Raw genomic sequence first — 14,742 nt, forward strand, 5'->3', positions numbered from 1 at the left:
GACACTTTGTCGTAAATGAACGTCAGATATCTGACAGTGCGACGCTTGTCACCGAAATTGTCCAAGACCGACGCCTTGGCCGAGGCGCGCGGGCGGAAAAATTTTTTCATTCCGCCCTTGAAAGGGGGCGGCGGGGCTCCATCTCTGCCCTGCTCCCGACGTTGTCGGGTTTCTTCACGTGCGGTTCTGGCACTCGCTTGGGGTGAGTGCTAACATCGCCGGACTTTTTTAGACCAATCAATCACTTAAGAGGTCTCCTATGAGCATCAAGCCGCTGCACGACCGCGTTGTGGTCAAGCCGATCGAAGCCGACGAAATCTCCGCCGGTGGCATCGTCATCCCCGACTCGGCCAAGGAAAAGTCCACCAAGGGTGAGGTCGTGGCCGTCGGCCCCGGCAAGCCGCTGGACAACGGCAACGTGCGCGCGCCGTCGCTGAAGGTCGGCGACAAGGTCATCTACGGCCAGTACGCCGGCAGCTCGTACAAGAGCGAAGGCGTCGAATACAAGGTCCTGCGCGAAGACGACGTGCTCGCCGTCATCGGCTGAGCCCCGGCGCGACCTGTTTCAACCTGATCCCAAACTCCCAGCCGCCGGGCATCGTCCGGCGCTACCAATGAGGTAAATGCAATGGCTGCCAAGGATATTCGTTTCGGTGAAGACGCCCGTTCGCGCATGGTGCGCGGCGTCAACGTTCTCGCCAATGCCGTCAAGGCCACCCTGGGCCCGAAGGGCCGCAACGTCGTGCTGGAAAAGAGCTTCGGCGCGCCGACCATCACCAAGGACGGCGTCTCCGTCGCCAAGGAGATCGAACTGGCTGACAAGTTCGAGAACATGGGCGCGCAGATGGTGAAGGAAGTTGCTTCGCGCACCAACGATGATGCCGGCGACGGCACCACCACCGCCACCGTGCTGGCCCAGGCCCTGATCCGCGAAGGCGCCAAGGCCGTTGCCGCCGGCATGAACCCGATGGACCTCAAGCGCGGTATCGACAAGGCCGTCTCGGCCGCCGTCGCCGAGCTGAAGAACATCTCCAAGCCGACCGCCGACGACAAGGCGATCGCCCAGGTCGGTACCATCTCGGCCAACTCGGACGAGTCGATCGGCCAGATCATCGCTGACGCGATGAAGGAAGTCGGCAAGGAAGGCGTCATCACCGTTGAAGAAGGCTCGGGCCTGGACAACGAACTGGACGTGGTCAAGGGCATGCAGTTCGACCGCGGCTACCTGTCGCCGTACTTCATCAACAACCAGCAGTCGCAGACCGCTGACCTGGATGACCCGTTCATCCTGCTGCACGACAAGAAGATCTCCAACGTCCGTGACCTGCTGCCGGTGCTGGAAGGTGTCGCCAAGGCCGGCAAGCCGCTGCTGATCGTGGCCGAGGAAGTCGAAGGCGAAGCGCTGGCCACCCTGGTGGTCAACACCATCCGTGGCATCGTCAAGGTCGTGGCCGTCAAGGCCCCGGGCTTCGGCGACCGTCGCAAGGCGATGCTGGAAGACATGGCCGTGCTGACCGGCGGCACCGTGATCTCCGAAGAAGTCGGCCTGTCGCTGGAGAAGGCCACCATCAAGGACCTGGGCCGCGCCAAGAAGGTGCAGGTCTCCAAGGAGAACACCACCATCATCGACGGCGTCGGCGACAAGGCCAACGTTGATGCACGCGTGGCGCAGATCAAGACCCAGATCCAGGACACCTCCTCGGATTACGACCGCGAGAAGCTGCAGGAACGCGTGGCCAAGCTGGCCGGCGGTGTTGCCGTGATCAAGGTCGGCGCCTCGACCGAAATCGAAATGAAGGAAAAGAAGGATCGCGTCGACGACGCCCTGCACGCGACCCGTGCGGCCGTTGAAGAAGGCGTGGTTCCGGGCGGCGGTGTTGCCCTGGTCCGCGCGATCACCGCGCTGGCCGGCCTGAAGGGCGCCAACGAAGACCAGAACCACGGCATCCAGATCGCCCTGCGTGCGATGGAAGCCCCGCTGCGCGAGATCGTGGCCAACGCCGGCGACGAGCCGTCGGTCATCATCAACAAGGTCAAGGAAGGCACCGGCAGCTTCGGTTACAACGCCGCCACCGGCGAGTTCGGCGACATGCTGCAGTTCGGCATCCTGGACCCGACCAAGGTGACCCGTTCGGCGCTGCAGAACGCCGCTTCGATCGCTGGCCTGATGATCACCACCGAAGCCATGGTTGCCGAAGCTCCGAAGAAGGACGAGCCGGCCATGGGTGGCGCCGGTGGCATGGGCGGCATGGGTGGCATGGGCGGCATGGACTTCTAAGTCCACGTCCCCGGCGGTCGTTGCCGACCCTGGTCGGCACGCCCTCCCGATGCAAGGAAGAACCCCGCCGCAAGGCGGGGTTTTTCGTTGCCCGGTTGCCGCCGCAGCAGCGCATCGCTACGCTCGGTGGCCATGCCTACCTCCTTCATCGTCGTCGACGACTTCCTTTCTCCTGCCGATGCGCAGGGGCTGCGCCAGGCGGCGCTGGGCCTGACCTATCCGGTGCAGGAGGGTGCATTCCCCGGCCGCAATTCGCAGCAGCGGCTGGAACTGGATGGGCTGTCCGGCGCGGTCTCGCGGCTGGTCAACGAACCGCTGCGGCCGGTCAACCCACTGCAGTCGCATGGCAAGTTCCGCCTTACCCTGGCCGGTGACACCGGCCGCGCCAAGGTGCACGCCGATCACTCGCACTGGTCGGGCATCCTCTACCTGAGTGCACCGGAGCACTGCGAGGGCGGCACCGAGTTCTTCCGCCACCGCCGTACCGGCACCGAGCGCATGGCCCTGGATGCAGCGGAGCTGGCCGCATTGGGCTATGCCAACGGCGGCGACATGCATCGTGACATCATCGAGCGCGACAGCAACGACGACAGCCAGTGGGAAATGACCATGCGCATCCCGATGCGTTTCAACCGGCTGGTGCTGCTGCGGCCCTGGTTCTGGCATACCGCCGGGCCAGCGTTCGGCGACCGCCCGGAGAATGGCCGGCTGGTGTACCTGATGTTCTTCGAGCAGGCGCGCTGAGCGGAGCAGGCATCCACGCGTGAGGTGGATCCACACGCCATGCATGGTTGCTCCCATCCCTCCGCACTCCCCGCCCAGGGATCATCGCGCCTTCATTCGACGAAGGCCTTCGCCGCGCCGTACTCCCACTGCCATGGCACGCCGGTATCACCCAGCACGAACGCCACCAGTGCCGGGAAGGTGGCCTCGGCCCGTACATCGTTGCCCAGGATCACCACGCAGCGTTTGTGCCGCTCGATGCACACCAGGGTGTTGCCGACCGCATCGTCGTGGCCGCCCTTGTAGAAGCCTGCACCCTGGGGGCCACGGAAGGTCACCACGCCCAGGCCCGCGGCCAGATCCCGGTGCTGCTGCGCAACGGGCAGCTCCGGCTGCAGCGTTGGGAACCGGCTGGCGGTGGTGATCGGCAGCTGCGGCCGCACCAGTTCCCTGCGCATTGCCGCAGACAGCCCATCGCCGCGCACATAACCGGCGGCGAAGTGGGCCATGTCGGTGATGGTGGTATCCATCGATCCTGCCGCCCGCACACGGCTGCGTTGATCGTGCGGCTCTGTATTGCCTTCGACGGTCCAGCCATCGGCCAGGTTGCCGGCGAAATCCGCGCGCCACGACATGCTGGTGCGCGCCATGCCGAAGCGATCGAACACGCGCTGCTGCATCAACGCACCCACATCCTCGCCCAGTCGCCCACGTTCGATCACGAACTGCAGCAGGATCAGGCCCTCGCCGGAATAGCCGTAGCGGCTGCCGGGCTCGAAGTGGAACTTCAACCGGCCATCCGGTTCGAGAAAGCCGAAGTTGGCAAAGCCGCTGGCGTGATTCAGCAGCTTTCGGGGCGTGAGCCGGCGCCAGCGTGCATCACTCGCCAGCACGCTGTAGTCGGCGTACTTTTTCGGTTCGGGCGGGTAGTCTGGCAGCGGCACGTCCAGAGCTGTGGCGATGCTGGCATCCAGATCGATCACCCCGTCCTGCGCCAGCTGTGCGACCAGGTGGCCGAAGGCCATCTTGGTGAGCGATGCGGCATACATCACGGTGTCGGTGCGCAGCGGCTCGCCTGCGGCGTTGCGTTCACCGTAGGCGGCCACATGCACCACCTTGCCGTCATCGATCACCGCCAGCGCCATCCCGCGCGCATGGGCCGCCTGCATCAGCCGCCGTGCTTCGGCATCGATGCGAGTGGGCGAGGGCACGGGTGGCGGCGCGGCCAGTACCGCCAGCGGGAGCAGCGTCAGCAACATCAGGGTGGCACGGCACATGCGTGGAACTCCTGGTGGGGCGCACGGTGATTCTACGCCGGGCTGCCGCTGGCGTCATCGCCAGATGTCAGCCGGCCTGCGGCCGGCGCAGGCAGATCCGCGCCGCGCCGGCACCGATGTCCACCTGGCCGCCGCGCATTGCATCGGCACCGAGGATCAGCGCCGGCCGGCCCTCCAGGCCGATCGCCTTGAACACCGGCAGTTCGCTGATGCGGACCTCCATCGACGGGTGCTGCCAGCCGCCGCCGGTCATGCCGGGCAGGGTGTACAGCCAGGTTGCCTGCTTGCCGCCGCCCAGGCCTTCGGTGCCCTTTTCACGCACCCGCACCCGCGCGTCGCTGCCGTCGGTGCGCAGCCCCAGTGCGCGGGCGGCTTCGGCGTTGAGGACGGTCTGTGCGGCACCGGTGTCGACCACGGCGATGGCGTCCACCGCAGGCGCGCCCAGTGCAAGCGTGATGAAGCCGAACTGGCGCAGGCCGCCAGTGCGGCCGGGCAGCGCATTGGGCTGGCAACCCGGTCCTTCCAGGTTCAATCCGCCGGGTGTCCACAGCGCCAGTTGATTGCGGCCGAAGTCCCAACGGGTGTCCCAGCGCCCGGTCAGATCGTTGCCGATCAAGCCGTCGATGGCTGGATCATCATCCTTCGGCAACGATGACAGATCGACGTTCATGGCTTGGGCCTGCAGCTGCCAGCTGCCCAGCTGCCAGGACGTGCTGCGCATGCGCTGCAACCGCGCCGAAGCTGCACTCGCCCCTTGCGCCTGTGATACCTCTGCATCCGCATCCTCCAGGCCATAGCGCCGCACGACGCGGGCATCGACCAGCGTTGCCCCCGCGGCACTGTCGACCACGAAGCGCAGCGGTTCGGCGCGCCCGTCCAGCGAGACGGCCACCGCCGGATGACCGCCCTGCATCCACATCGGCAGGATGTGCGCGGCGGCGTTGGAGGCGAGCGCAGGCAAGGGAGCGGCGAACAGGGGCAACAGGAAGAGGCGCAAGGGAAGACTCCGCAGTGATCGTGGGTGACCATTGGCGCACGGCGGCGTATCGCCGGAATATCGGCGTTGATACCGTCCTGATACACAGGTGCTGGATACTGTCCGAATGAGTACTCCCATCCGTGTCATCGTCGTCGACGACGATGCCAGCATCCGCGACGCCATCGCCGACCACCTGCTGCTGCACGGCTACCAGGTACGCCTGGCGGCGGATGCGGCGGCACTGGACGTGCTGCTGCAGGCCGAACGACCGGACCTGATCATCCTCGACTGGATGATGCCCGGTGAGGATGGGCTGTCGGTCTGCCGCAGGCTGCAGGCGAGGGCGATCCCGATCCTGATGCTGTCGGCGATGGGGGCTGCACCGGACCGCGTGATCGGCCTGGAGATGGGCGCGGACGACTACCTGGCCAAACCCTTTGATCCGCGTGAACTGCTGGCGCGGGTACGCGCACTGCTGCGCCGTCAGGACAAGCTGCGCACGCAGGTGGCCAGCGAACTGCGGTTTGATGGCTGGCGATTGCTGCCCGACCAGCGTCGCCTGTTCGCACCGGACGGTGCCGAGCTGGTGCTGAGTCGTGGCGAGTTTTCCCTGTTGCTGGCGCTGGCCGAACGTCCCGGGCGGGTGCTGGGGCGTGAGCAGCTGCTGCAGTTGAGTCGCGGAGAAGCCAGTGACAGCGTGGACCGTGCCATTGACCTCGCGATCAGCCGCCTGCGCCGCAAGCTCGGGCAGGCCGCGTCCGGGGCAGAAGCCCTCGTGCAGACACTGCGCGGGGAAGGGTATCGCTTCGACGCTGAGGTACAGGTGCTGTGAGCAGCCGGTGGTCGACCACTCGCTGGATCGCGATGCTGGCGCTGGCCAGCCTGCTGCTGGCAACCCTGGCCAGCGTTGCAGTGGTGGGTTGGATGCCCCGGCCCGCGCCGCCACCGATGCGGCTGGACCATGCGATGCAGGTACTGCGTGGGGAACAGGCGCCGGCGTCACTGGGATTGCGCAGGGCGACGCAGGACGCGCCCCCCCAAGGTAGCGCCAGCGACTGGCTCGCGCAGCTGGCGGCCGCGCAGATGGGCATGCCGGCCGAGGATGTACGCCTGGCATGGACGGGGCAGGGCAGGGCGCCCGATGTGCAGGTCATCGAGGGTGGCGCGGTACTGGACGCCTCCGGTCGTGCTGGCGTGCTGAAATCACAGGCCGCGCTGCTGACCGCGATGCAGTGGCCGCCGTTTGAACTGGGGATGCGCCAGGCCGACGGCCGCTGGCGGGTGGTCGGCAGCGACCATAGTGACCTGGCGGCCTGGCGCCGCCAGGTGATGCTCGCCCTGTTGGGCGGTGCGATCCTGCTGGCGCCGTTGGCGGCGTGGGCGTCGATCCGGTTGGGGCGCCCGCTGCGGCGCCTGGCCGAAGCGAGCGCACGCGTCGACCTGCAGGCCGAGTCGCCATTGCCCGACGATGGCCCACGCGAAGTGCAGATGCTGGCCGCCGCGATCAGCACCGGTCGCGAACGCCTGCGGGTCCAGGCACAGGACATGACCCATATGCTGGCGGCAGTGGCGCATGACCTGCGCACGCCCCTGACCGGCCTGCGCCTGCGCGCCGAGTTCGCTCCCGCACCACAGGCCGCCCGGATGGTGGCGGACATCGAACGCATGGACGCGATGATCGAGCAGGTGCTGGACTATGCACGCGGCGAGCTGCAGCCCTTGCAGATGCGCTCGCTGGATCTGGCTGCCCTGCTGCAGGAATGCCTGCAAGGGGCGCTGCTGCGCGGGGTCGACATTTCGCTTCAGTGCCCGGATACGCTGCCGTGGCATGGCGATGCGCTGCTGCTCCGGCGCGCGGTCGACAATCTCATCGACAACGCCGAGCGTTACGCGGGCGCCGTGGAGCTGCATGTCGCCGTGTGGGGACATGGGGTGCAGCTGGATGTGATGGATCGCGGACCGGGCATCGCCGAAGCTGATCGTGTCCGCCTGCTGCAACCGTTCCAGCGCAGCGAAAGCTCGCGCAGTCGCGCTACCGGTGGGACCGGGCTGGGACTGGCCATGGCCGCCAACGTGGCCAGGCGTCACGCAGGCGAACTGCAGCTGCTGCACCGCGAGGGTGGCGGGCTGATCGCGCGCCTGCTGCTGGGAAAGCTCCCCTGATATCGGCTGTGATTTACAGGTGGCGGCTATCCGGTGATATGATTAGGCGCCTAACCATATCGTGTTCGTGAGATGATCGAAGCCAAGCATCAGGCCCTGCTGGAGGAATCGCAGCGACGCGGCCACGCCAACATCGCGCAACTGCGCCTGTGCTTCCAGCTGCTCTCGTTGTCCTCGTCGATCGATCGCGACTGCGCCTCGCGGCTGGCACCGCATGGGCTCAGCGAGGGCCGCTTCGTCGTGCTGTTCCTGCTGCACGGGGCCGGTGGCACGCTGCCGCCGCACCTGCTGGCCGAGCGTGCTGGCGTGACCCGTGCCACCATCAGCGGCCTGCTCGATGGCCTGCAGCGTGAAGGCCTGCTGCAGCGTCGCAGCGATGACGGGGATGGCCGCCGTCTGCAGATCGTATTGACCGCACCGGGAAAGCGCTTGGCCGAGTCGTTGTTCGAGCAGCACACGCAATGGATCAGCGGCCTGTTCGACGGCCTGGATGCGGGTGAACAGCAGCAGCTGTCGCAGCTGCTGCACAAGGTCTGGCAGCACACGGACGGCGGGCGGGAATCGGCAGCATGAGCACGCCCGTTCCTGCGCAAAGGCTGCATGCACTCAACAGTGGCAGCGCTGCTGCCACCCATCTGGCCGAATGCCTGGCCGTGGATTTCACCGCGCTGCTGCAGGTGGTGGCGCCTGCCCTTGAGCCGGAATCGCTGCAATGCATGCGCGACGCCTCAGGCAAGGGCATCACCCAGCGCATGGCGCTGGCGGCGCGGTTGCTGCACGAAGCCGGACAGGGGGAGCCTGCGCGCTGGCAGGCGCATGCGTCAGACACGGTGCGTGGCTGGGCCTGCTACCTGATCGGCGGCGACGCCGACGCGACGCTGCCGGCCAAGCTGCAGGCGATGCGGCCACTGGCTGACGACCCGCACTTCGGCGTGCGCGAATGGGCGTGGCTGGCGCTGCGTGCCGACATTGTTGCCGCACCACTGCAGGCGCTGGAGTACCTGCAACCATGGACGCAGGAAGGATCGCCGTACCTGCGCCGCTTCGCCTGCGAAGCGCTGCGCCCGCGCGGCGTGTGGGCCACACATGTCGCGCTGTTCAAGCGGCAGCCGGAACTTGCAGAGGCGATGCTGGAGGCACTCGCCGACGACCCGGAGCGCTATGTGCAGGACTCGGTCGGCAACTGGCTCAATGATGCCGGCAAGACACAGCCGCAGTGGCTGCGTGCGCTGTGCGCGCGCTGGCAACAGCAGCACCGTGGCGATGCCAATGCCTACATCCGCAAACGCGCCATGCGCTCGCTCCGGTAGTGCCGGCCGCTGGCCGGCACCCCCCCAAACCTTCAAGGAAGAAGCAGCATGTCGCACACCTTCATCGAGCTCTATACCGCCACCCCCGCCTGGACCACGCTCCAGCCCGAGCAGCGGAATGCCTTCTTCGCCCGTATCGGTGCAGGCATGCAGCAGTTCGATCCAGTCCGCATCACACTGCTGGCGATGGGCCGCATTGCCAGGGGCGTACAGCACGGCAGCGATGAGCAGTTCTATGCGGTCTGGCGCTGTGCAAGCCGCGCGGACGCCGATGCGCTGGTGGCCGGCATTGCCGCCACCGGTTGGCATCAGTACTTCGCCACCATCAACGCCGTCGGCGCAGACGATGGGATGGGGCAGCACCTTGCCGACCTGGCCGCCTTGTAGCAGCGTCTCCGGACGCGCATGGCACATGCGCCTGTCACCCGGACGCGGTAAACAGGACATTGCCCATGTCCATCCGCAGGGAAGTTGATCATGCAGAGCACGCTCCAGGTCACGCTGTTCGGCCCGCTTGGCGACAGCCCGGCATTGCAGTTGCCGGGGCGGGAAGGGCCGTCGGTGGCCATCCCGGAGGCGGCCCTGCGGCGGTTGGTCTCCGACCTCTACACCGCCCGTTCCCTGCTCAATCCCGAGCAGCTGGACGAGGCCAGGCAGGAGCTGGACCGCGTGCTGGAGCGCTGGGCCGACATCCACGAAGGCCTGCTGCTGGACGTGGAAGTGCATGGCAAATGAGCAGCTTTGCGTGGCTGCTGCCGCGTGGGCAGCGCTGGCGCGCGCCTCGCTGAACCGCACCCCCGGTTGCGGATGAAACATTTTGCACTGCGCAAAAGCTGTGCTATCAATACACCCCATGAACGCAGCCGCCACCCGCTTTTACTGGTATTACTTTCCGAAGCCACTGGCGGAGGAAGGACTGCGCTCACCCTGAAGAAAGCTTCAGACGCATTCCCGAAAGCCGCCAGCGAACCTGGCGGCTTTTTTCATGCCGCCACGCTGGGGACCCCAACGTTCCGGAGATCTCCTGCAATGCCCCCGCACACCGACGACCTGCGTATCCGCACCATCGAACCGCTGACACCGCCTGCCCAGCTGCTGGCGATGCTGCCCTGTGACGATGAAGCCTCCGACACCGTCAGCGCCTCGCGCGCGGCCCTGCACCAGATCCTGCACGGCCGTGACGACCGCCTGGCAGTGGTGGTGGGCCCGTGCTCGATCCACGACCCGAAGGCCGCCATCGAATACGCCCAGCGCCTGAAGCCGCTGCGCGACGCGCTGGCCGGCGAACTGGAAATCGTCATGCGCGTGTACTTCGAGAAGCCGCGCACCACGGTGGGCTGGAAGGGCCTGATCAACGACCCGGACCTGGACGGCAGCTTCAGGATCGACAAGGGCCTGCGCATCGCCCGCGGCCTGCTGCGCGACATCAACAAGCTCGGCCTGCCGGCCGGTGTCGAATTCCTCGATGTGATCTCGCCGCAGTACATCGCCGACCTGGTGGCGTGGGGCGCGATCGGCGCGCGTACCACCGAAAGCCAGGTGCATCGTGAGCTTGCCTCGGGGCTGTCGTGCCCGGTCGGCTTCAAGAACGGCACCGATGGCAACGTGAAGATCGCCGCTGACGCGGTGGGTGCGGCGTCCAATCCGCATCACTTCCTGTCGGTCACCAAGCAGGGCGGCACCGCCATCGTGTCGACCACCGGCAATCCGGATTGCCATGTGATCCTGCGTGGCGGCAAGCAGCCGAACTACGACGCCGGCAGCGTCGCCGACGCCTGCCAGGTGCTGGCCAAGGCCAAGCTGCCGACGCGCCTGATGATCGACGCCAGCCACGCCAACAGCCTGAAAAACCCCGAGAACCAGCCGAAGGTGATCGAGGACATCGCTGTTCAGCTGGAAGACGGCGAACAGCGCATCGTTGGCGTGATGATCGAGAGCCATCTGGTCGGTGGCCGCCAGGAACTGGTGGAAGGCCAGCCGCTGGTTTACGGGCAGAGCATCACCGATGGCTGCATCGACTGGGACACCACCGTGACGGTGCTGGAGCGTCTGGCTGCGGCCGTGCGCGCCCGTCGCGACGTGAAGGTGTCCGAAGCAGCCTGATCGAAACCGCCTGAGTGCGGCACGTGTGTGGATGGCGGCCAGCGCCTGCGGGGGTGCGGCCGCGATCAGGGCCGGTCAGAGTTGGAGGCCGGCCCATCTGCACCGGCGATGCGCCTGGCGCTGCGCATGAGCGACAGCGCCAGGTACATCGCCGGGGTGGTGATACCGCTTCCTGTAGCGTCGAGCCATGCCCGACCTGCGCGCGAAGCGCGTTGGTTTGCTGCAAAGAGCAGTCGAGCATGGCTCGACTTTACGAAGAGGCTCAATGCACTTCGTCGTGGTACACGAACTTCGGCATTTCCCAGCGGTAGTGGATCGCCAGCAGGCGCAACGCGAAGCCGCCGCCGAGGCAGCACAGGATCGCGGTGGCATCGGCCACGCCCCAGTGCAGCAGCAACAGATAGGCCGCGCCGGTCAGCAGCGCGATGATCGCGTACAGCTCCTTCTGGAAGATGAGTGGCACCTCGTTGCAGAGGATGTCGCGCAGCACCCCGCCGAACGCGCCGGTCAGCATGCCGGCGATCAGCACGATCGGCATTGCATGGCCGGCTTCGCGCGCGATCGAGCAGCCGATCAGGGTGAAGGCGATCAGGCCCAGGCCATCGAGCACCAGGAAGGTGCGGCGGAAGTGGTGCATCCAGCGCGCCACCCAGGTGGCGATCAGCGCCGCGCATACGGTGAAGCCCAGGTACTCGGGATGCTTCACCCAGCCCAGCGGATAGTGGCCGAGCAGGATGTCGCGCAGCGAGCCGCCACCGAGGGCGGTGACGCAGGCGATCATGACCACGCCGAACAGGTCCATGCGGCGGCGGCCGGCGGACAGTGCGCCGGTCATGGCTTCGGCGGAAATGGCGATCAGGTAGATGATGGACAGCAGCATGGGACAGGCTCCGGGCGCGGTGGGGCCGGCCATGCGCGACCGCCGCCACTGCCTGCGCAATGACGGGACGATGACCGGTGCCGCTCCCGCTGTCCTTTTGCCTGAGAGTTCAGCGGCATGGGCCGCGTGCCCCTTCGGCGGATCGTCCCGGGCATGCCCGGTGACCTCTCTCCAGCTCGGCGAGTCGAATGCATGGTTGGTGGGATTCCAGCCCACCGGCCTGAGCGATCATGGGAGCCTGCGCCTTCGGCGGGCGCCAGCGCGGCGCCTCTCTCCTGCATTCGGGTGCCAGTATATCCGCTGCAGTGCAGCACGGCATAATCCAGGCATGGCCTCGTCCGTCCGCCCGTGGTTCCTGTACCTGCTCGAATGCCGCGATGGCAGCTATTACGCCGGCATCAGCACCGATGTGGAGGCGCGTTTCGCCGCCCACCAGGCCGGCAAGGGCGCGCGCTACACCCGGGCCCGGCCGCCGCTGCGCGTGCTGGCCGTGCGCGAATACCCGGACCGGGCCGCCGCCTCGCGGGCCGAGTGGCAACTCAAGCAGCAGCCCCGCGAACGCAAGCTGGCCTGGCTGCAGGCAACGGATCCTGCGCTTCTGTAGAGCCGAGCCCACGCTCGGCTGTTGTTCCGTCTGCCCGATGCGGGAGCCGAGCACGGGCTCGGCTCTACAGTAGATCCACGCCCTGCGTGGATGGGCTACCCGGCCCATGCGATGATCGCCCCGCGCCCAGAGCCGGAGACCCGGATGTCCACGATTGCCCTGCTGTTCGCGCTTTCCGCATCAACGAGCCCTGCCGCCGACGCCGCCACGATCGCGGCCATCGAAGCCACCTGCCACGACTACGTCGATGGCCAGCTGGAGGCCGACCCGCAGCGCGTCGCCCGTTCCCTGCATCCGGACCTGGCCAAGCGCGCTGTGCTCGGCGATACACCCGACGAGCGCCTGGGCCTGCGCCGGATGTCGAAGGAAGAGCTGGTCTCGTTGACGAAACAGGGCGCGCTGAAGACCCCGAAGGATCAATGGGATCGCCGCTGCACGGTGCTGGACGTGACCGGCAACGCGGCCTCGGTGCGGCTGGAAACCCCGTGGTTCGTCGACTACTTCCACATGGGGCGTTTCGACCAGCGCTGGGTCATCGTCAACGCACTGTGGTACCCGAAACCGAAGGCGCACTGAGCGATGCGTGCCGCCGGCAACGCATGGATCTCCGTCGTCGTGCTGGTCGCCGGCATCGCGCTGCTGCCTGGCCTGCTGTATCTGCTCGGGCTGGCATTGGTGGACGGTCGGCCGAAGCCGGCCGACCGCGCGCCCAGTGGCGTGGCTGCGTGCAGCGGTGAGCCACGGGCGGGATACCAGCCGATGAACCCCTGGCGCTTCACCGCCCAGTTCTTCGACAAGGACGGGATGAAGAACAAGGTGCCTGAAGTGGAGCGGGAGGCCTTCTGGATTGCCCGGCGCCACCTGTGGCGGCAACCTCGGCGCGGCATGCTGCGCTGGCATCTCAGCAGCACCGCGTTGGCGATCTGGATCACCCGGCATTGGAGTACCGCGCAGATTGCGGACACCGCGAGGAAGGAGGACTTCTGCCGGAAGTAGATCCACGTCATGCGCGGATGGCGCTCCATGTTTGTTGACGGGGTCAGAGCCCTTTCCCGCGGAAAGGGATCCGACCCCTGTTGCGTGCGGCCTTACCGCCTCGGCCGCCGGTCGTCCTGGTCATCACCGAAGATGATGCGCGCGCTGCGCTGGTAGCTCCAGTACGCGACCGCCCAGTTCAGCAGCACCACGATGCGGTTGCGGAAGCCGATCAGGAAGAACACGTGCGCGGCCAGCCAGAACCACCAGGCCAGCACGCCGGAGAGCTGCAGCCGGCCCAGGTGCACGATCGCGGCCATGCGGCCAATGGTGGCCAGGTTGCCGTAGTCGGCGTACTTGAACGGACCGGGCTCGGGCTTGCCGTGCAGGCGTGCACGGACCACCTCGGCCACGTACTTGCCCATCTGCTTGGCCGCGGGCGCCACGCCGGGAACCGGCTTGCCGTCGGCCTGGCTCAGTGCGGCCAGGTCGCCGGCCACGAACAGCTCCGGGTGATCGGGCAGGGTCAGGTCCGGCTGCACCTGCACGCGGCCGGCGCGGTCCAGCGGCACGTCCAGCGTGCGCGCCAGTGGTGAAGCGGCCACGCCGGCGGCCCAGACCACGGTGCGGGCCGGCACGAACTGCTCACCGAGCTTGAAGCCCTGGCTGTCGATGTCGCTCACCGGGGTACCGGTCAGCACTTCCACGCCCAGCTTTTCCAGCTGGCGGCGCGCCTTCAGCGAAAGCACTTCCGGGAACGAGGACAGCACGCGCGGCCCAGCCTCGACCAGCCGCACCTTGGCGCTGGCCGGATCGATGTGGCGGAATTCGTTGCGCAGCGTGTGGCGCGCGATCTCGGCCAGCGTGCCGGCCAGTTCGACGCCGGTGGGACCACCACCGACGATGGCGAAACTCAGCCACGCCGCCTTCCTGGCCGGGTCCGGTTCGGCCTCGGCGCGTTCGAACGCCAGCAGCAGCTTGCGGCGCAGTGCAATGGCATCGTCCAGCGTTTTCAGGCCAGGGGCATCATCGGCCCACTGGTCGTTGCCGAAGTAGGCGTGGGTAGCGCCGGTGGCCAGCAGCAGGCTGTCGTAGTCCAGCGTGCTGCCATCGGCCATGCCGATCTGCCGTGCCTGCTTGTCGATGGCGACCACTTCGCCGAGGCGGACTTCCACGTTGCGCTGGTGGCCGAGGATGTGGCGCAGCGGTGCGGCGATATCCGGCGCGGACAGGCCGGCGGTGGCCACCTGGTACAGCAGCGGCTGGAACAGGTGATGGTTGCGGCGGTCGACCAGGGTGATGCGTATGCGCTCGCGGGCCAGGGCACGGGTGGCCCAGAGACCGGCAAAACCGCCGCCGACAACGACCAGGTGGGGAACGCGCTCGCGACTCATCGACTCACTCCAGTGGGGGCATTGGGGGAAGCGCCTGGCATCTTCGCACGGCGGCC

General features: G+C 67.2%; 17 protein-coding genes and 2 riboswitches. Of the genes, 13 read left to right on the plus strand and 4 right to left on the minus strand.

Translation table 11 applies throughout. From position 1 onward, the window contains the following. Nucleotides 1–259 precede the first annotated feature (259 nt). From AC5P8F_RS04045 to AC5P8F_RS04055, 3 genes are all read left to right on the plus strand, one after another. Complete coding sequence (locus AC5P8F_RS04045; protein WP_005411227.1) at nt 260–547, plus strand: co-chaperone GroES; 288 nt, start codon at nt 260–262, stop codon at nt 545–547. Between the two features lie 81 nt (nt 548–628). After that, a complete protein-coding gene (gene groL, locus AC5P8F_RS04050; RefSeq protein ID WP_005411226.1) occupies nt 629–2,278 on the plus strand; it encodes a chaperonin GroEL in 1,650 nt (549 codons plus the stop codon). 132 nt (nt 2,279–2,410) lie between these two features. After that, on the plus strand, nt 2,411–3,022 hold the full coding sequence (locus tag AC5P8F_RS04055) for a DUF6445 family protein (protein ID WP_032958237.1): 612 nt from the start codon (nt 2,411–2,413) through the stop codon (nt 3,020–3,022). Between the two features lie 92 nt (nt 3,023–3,114). On the opposite strand, the gene AC5P8F_RS04060 is transcribed toward AC5P8F_RS04055, so the two are convergent. Together AC5P8F_RS04060 and AC5P8F_RS04065 are read right to left on the minus strand one after the other, a co-directional pair. Further along, nucleotides 3,115–4,278, minus strand: a complete 1,164-nt coding sequence (locus AC5P8F_RS04060) for a serine hydrolase domain-containing protein (RefSeq protein ID WP_495227619.1) — start codon at nt 4,276–4,278, stop codon at nt 3,115–3,117. A gap of 67 nt (nt 4,279–4,345) precedes the next feature. Beyond that, complete coding sequence (locus tag AC5P8F_RS04065) at nt 4,346–5,275, minus strand: retropepsin-like aspartic protease (protein ID WP_046432775.1); 930 nt, start codon at nt 5,273–5,275, stop codon at nt 4,346–4,348. Between the two features lie 106 nt (nt 5,276–5,381). Here AC5P8F_RS04065 and AC5P8F_RS04070 point away from each other — a divergent pair, with 106 nt between their 5' ends. The 7 genes from AC5P8F_RS04070 (at nt 5,382) to AC5P8F_RS04100 (ending at nt 10,833) form a co-directional block, all read left to right on the plus strand. Next, complete coding sequence (locus tag AC5P8F_RS04070; RefSeq protein ID WP_014648590.1) at nt 5,382–6,089, plus strand: response regulator transcription factor; 708 nt, start codon at nt 5,382–5,384, stop codon at nt 6,087–6,089. A 32-nt stretch (nt 6,090–6,121) separates the two neighbouring features. Further along, nucleotides 6,122–7,420 (plus strand): sensor histidine kinase, encoded by a 1,299-nt coding sequence (locus AC5P8F_RS04075; protein ID WP_014648589.1) that lies wholly within the window; start codon nt 6,122–6,124, stop codon nt 7,418–7,420. A 72-nt stretch (nt 7,421–7,492) separates the two neighbouring features. Beyond that, complete coding sequence (locus tag AC5P8F_RS04080; protein ID WP_495227620.1) at nt 7,493–7,993, plus strand: MarR family winged helix-turn-helix transcriptional regulator; 501 nt, start codon at nt 7,493–7,495, stop codon at nt 7,991–7,993. Then, a complete protein-coding gene (locus tag AC5P8F_RS04085; protein WP_495227621.1) occupies nt 7,990–8,730 on the plus strand; it encodes a DNA alkylation repair protein in 741 nt (246 codons plus the stop codon). The genes AC5P8F_RS04080 and AC5P8F_RS04085 overlap by 4 nt, the downstream gene beginning before the upstream one ends. 48 nt (nt 8,731–8,778) lie before the next feature. After that, complete coding sequence (locus tag AC5P8F_RS04090) at nt 8,779–9,117, plus strand: DUF6616 family protein (protein WP_046432768.1); 339 nt, start codon at nt 8,779–8,781, stop codon at nt 9,115–9,117. A 90-nt stretch (nt 9,118–9,207) separates the two neighbouring features. Next, on the plus strand, nt 9,208–9,465 hold the full coding sequence (locus tag AC5P8F_RS04095) for a hypothetical protein (protein WP_014038658.1): 258 nt from the start codon (nt 9,208–9,210) through the stop codon (nt 9,463–9,465). Nucleotides 9,466–9,759: 294 nt separating this feature from the next. Continuing rightward, nucleotides 9,760–10,833, plus strand: a complete 1,074-nt coding sequence (locus AC5P8F_RS04100) for a 3-deoxy-7-phosphoheptulonate synthase (protein WP_014038657.1) — start codon at nt 9,760–9,762, stop codon at nt 10,831–10,833. A 262-nt stretch (nt 10,834–11,095) separates the two neighbouring features. On the opposite strand, the gene AC5P8F_RS04105 is transcribed toward AC5P8F_RS04100, so the two are convergent. After that, nucleotides 11,096–11,713: a trimeric intracellular cation channel family protein gene (locus AC5P8F_RS04105; RefSeq protein ID WP_005411215.1), complete on the minus strand. Its 618-nt coding sequence runs from the start codon at nt 11,711–11,713 to the stop codon at nt 11,096–11,098. Nucleotides 11,714–11,792: 79 nt separating this feature from the next. Then, nucleotides 11,793–11,898: riboswitch (glycine riboswitch) on the minus strand. Between the two features lie 13 nt (nt 11,899–11,911). Continuing rightward, nucleotides 11,912–12,001, minus strand: a riboswitch (glycine riboswitch). A gap of 40 nt (nt 12,002–12,041) precedes the next feature. Between AC5P8F_RS04105 and AC5P8F_RS04110 the strand changes: the two genes are divergently transcribed. The 3 genes from AC5P8F_RS04110 to AC5P8F_RS04120 all read left to right on the plus strand — a co-directional run bounded on the left by AC5P8F_RS04110 (nt 12,042) and on the right by AC5P8F_RS04120 (nt 13,313). Next, nucleotides 12,042–12,317 (plus strand): GIY-YIG nuclease family protein, encoded by a 276-nt coding sequence (locus AC5P8F_RS04110; protein WP_111206764.1) that lies wholly within the window; start codon nt 12,042–12,044, stop codon nt 12,315–12,317. A 144-nt stretch (nt 12,318–12,461) separates the two neighbouring features. Then, a complete protein-coding gene (locus AC5P8F_RS04115; RefSeq protein ID WP_227863671.1) occupies nt 12,462–12,893 on the plus strand; it encodes a nuclear transport factor 2 family protein in 432 nt (143 codons plus the stop codon). Between the two features lie 3 nt (nt 12,894–12,896). Further along, nucleotides 12,897–13,313 carry a hypothetical protein gene (locus AC5P8F_RS04120; RefSeq protein ID WP_049408667.1) on the plus strand — a complete coding sequence of 139 codons (417 nt, stop codon included), beginning with the start codon at nt 12,897–12,899 and terminating at the stop codon, nt 13,311–13,313. Between the two features lie 92 nt (nt 13,314–13,405). Here AC5P8F_RS04120 and AC5P8F_RS04125 read toward each other — a convergent pair whose 3' ends face one another. After that, nucleotides 13,406–14,686 (minus strand): NAD(P)/FAD-dependent oxidoreductase, encoded by a 1,281-nt coding sequence (locus AC5P8F_RS04125; RefSeq protein WP_046432761.1) that lies wholly within the window; start codon nt 14,684–14,686, stop codon nt 13,406–13,408. Nucleotides 14,687–14,742: the final 56 nt, after the last annotated feature.

Source organism: Stenotrophomonas sp. YJH_SMC_69, from assembly GCF_059370495.1.

Bases quoted from the DNA above. Each gene is read 5' to 3' on its own strand.
- AC5P8F_RS04045 (WP_005411227.1), top strand. From the start codon at position 260: ATGAGCATCAAGCCGCTGCACGACCGCGTTGTGGTCAAGCCGATCGAA.
- groL (WP_005411226.1), top strand. From the start codon at position 629: ATGGCTGCCAAGGATATTCGTTTCGGTGAAGACGCCCGTTCGCGCATG.
- AC5P8F_RS04055 (WP_032958237.1), top strand. From the start codon at position 2,411: ATGCCTACCTCCTTCATCGTCGTCGACGACTTCCTTTCTCCTGCCGAT.
- AC5P8F_RS04060 (WP_495227619.1), bottom strand. From the start codon at position 4,278: ATGTGCCGTGCCACCCTGATGTTGCTGACGCTGCTCCCGCTGGCGGTA.
- AC5P8F_RS04070 (WP_014648590.1), top strand. From the start codon at position 5,382: ATGAGTACTCCCATCCGTGTCATCGTCGTCGACGACGATGCCAGCATC.
- AC5P8F_RS04075 (WP_014648589.1), top strand. From the start codon at position 6,122: ATGCTGGCGCTGGCCAGCCTGCTGCTGGCAACCCTGGCCAGCGTTGCA.
- AC5P8F_RS04080 (WP_495227620.1), top strand. From the start codon at position 7,493: ATGATCGAAGCCAAGCATCAGGCCCTGCTGGAGGAATCGCAGCGACGC.
- AC5P8F_RS04085 (WP_495227621.1), top strand. From the start codon at position 7,990: ATGAGCACGCCCGTTCCTGCGCAAAGGCTGCATGCACTCAACAGTGGC.
- AC5P8F_RS04090 (WP_046432768.1), top strand. From the start codon at position 8,779: ATGTCGCACACCTTCATCGAGCTCTATACCGCCACCCCCGCCTGGACC.
- AC5P8F_RS04095 (WP_014038658.1), top strand. From the start codon at position 9,208: ATGCAGAGCACGCTCCAGGTCACGCTGTTCGGCCCGCTTGGCGACAGC.
- AC5P8F_RS04100 (WP_014038657.1), top strand. From the start codon at position 9,760: ATGCCCCCGCACACCGACGACCTGCGTATCCGCACCATCGAACCGCTG.
- AC5P8F_RS04105 (WP_005411215.1), bottom strand. From the start codon at position 11,713: ATGCTGCTGTCCATCATCTACCTGATCGCCATTTCCGCCGAAGCCATG.
- AC5P8F_RS04110 (WP_111206764.1), top strand. From the start codon at position 12,042: ATGGCCTCGTCCGTCCGCCCGTGGTTCCTGTACCTGCTCGAATGCCGC.
- AC5P8F_RS04115 (WP_227863671.1), top strand. From the start codon at position 12,462: ATGTCCACGATTGCCCTGCTGTTCGCGCTTTCCGCATCAACGAGCCCT.
- AC5P8F_RS04120 (WP_049408667.1), top strand. From the start codon at position 12,897: ATGCGTGCCGCCGGCAACGCATGGATCTCCGTCGTCGTGCTGGTCGCC.
- AC5P8F_RS04125 (WP_046432761.1), bottom strand. From the start codon at position 14,686: ATGAGTCGCGAGCGCGTTCCCCACCTGGTCGTTGTCGGCGGCGGTTTT.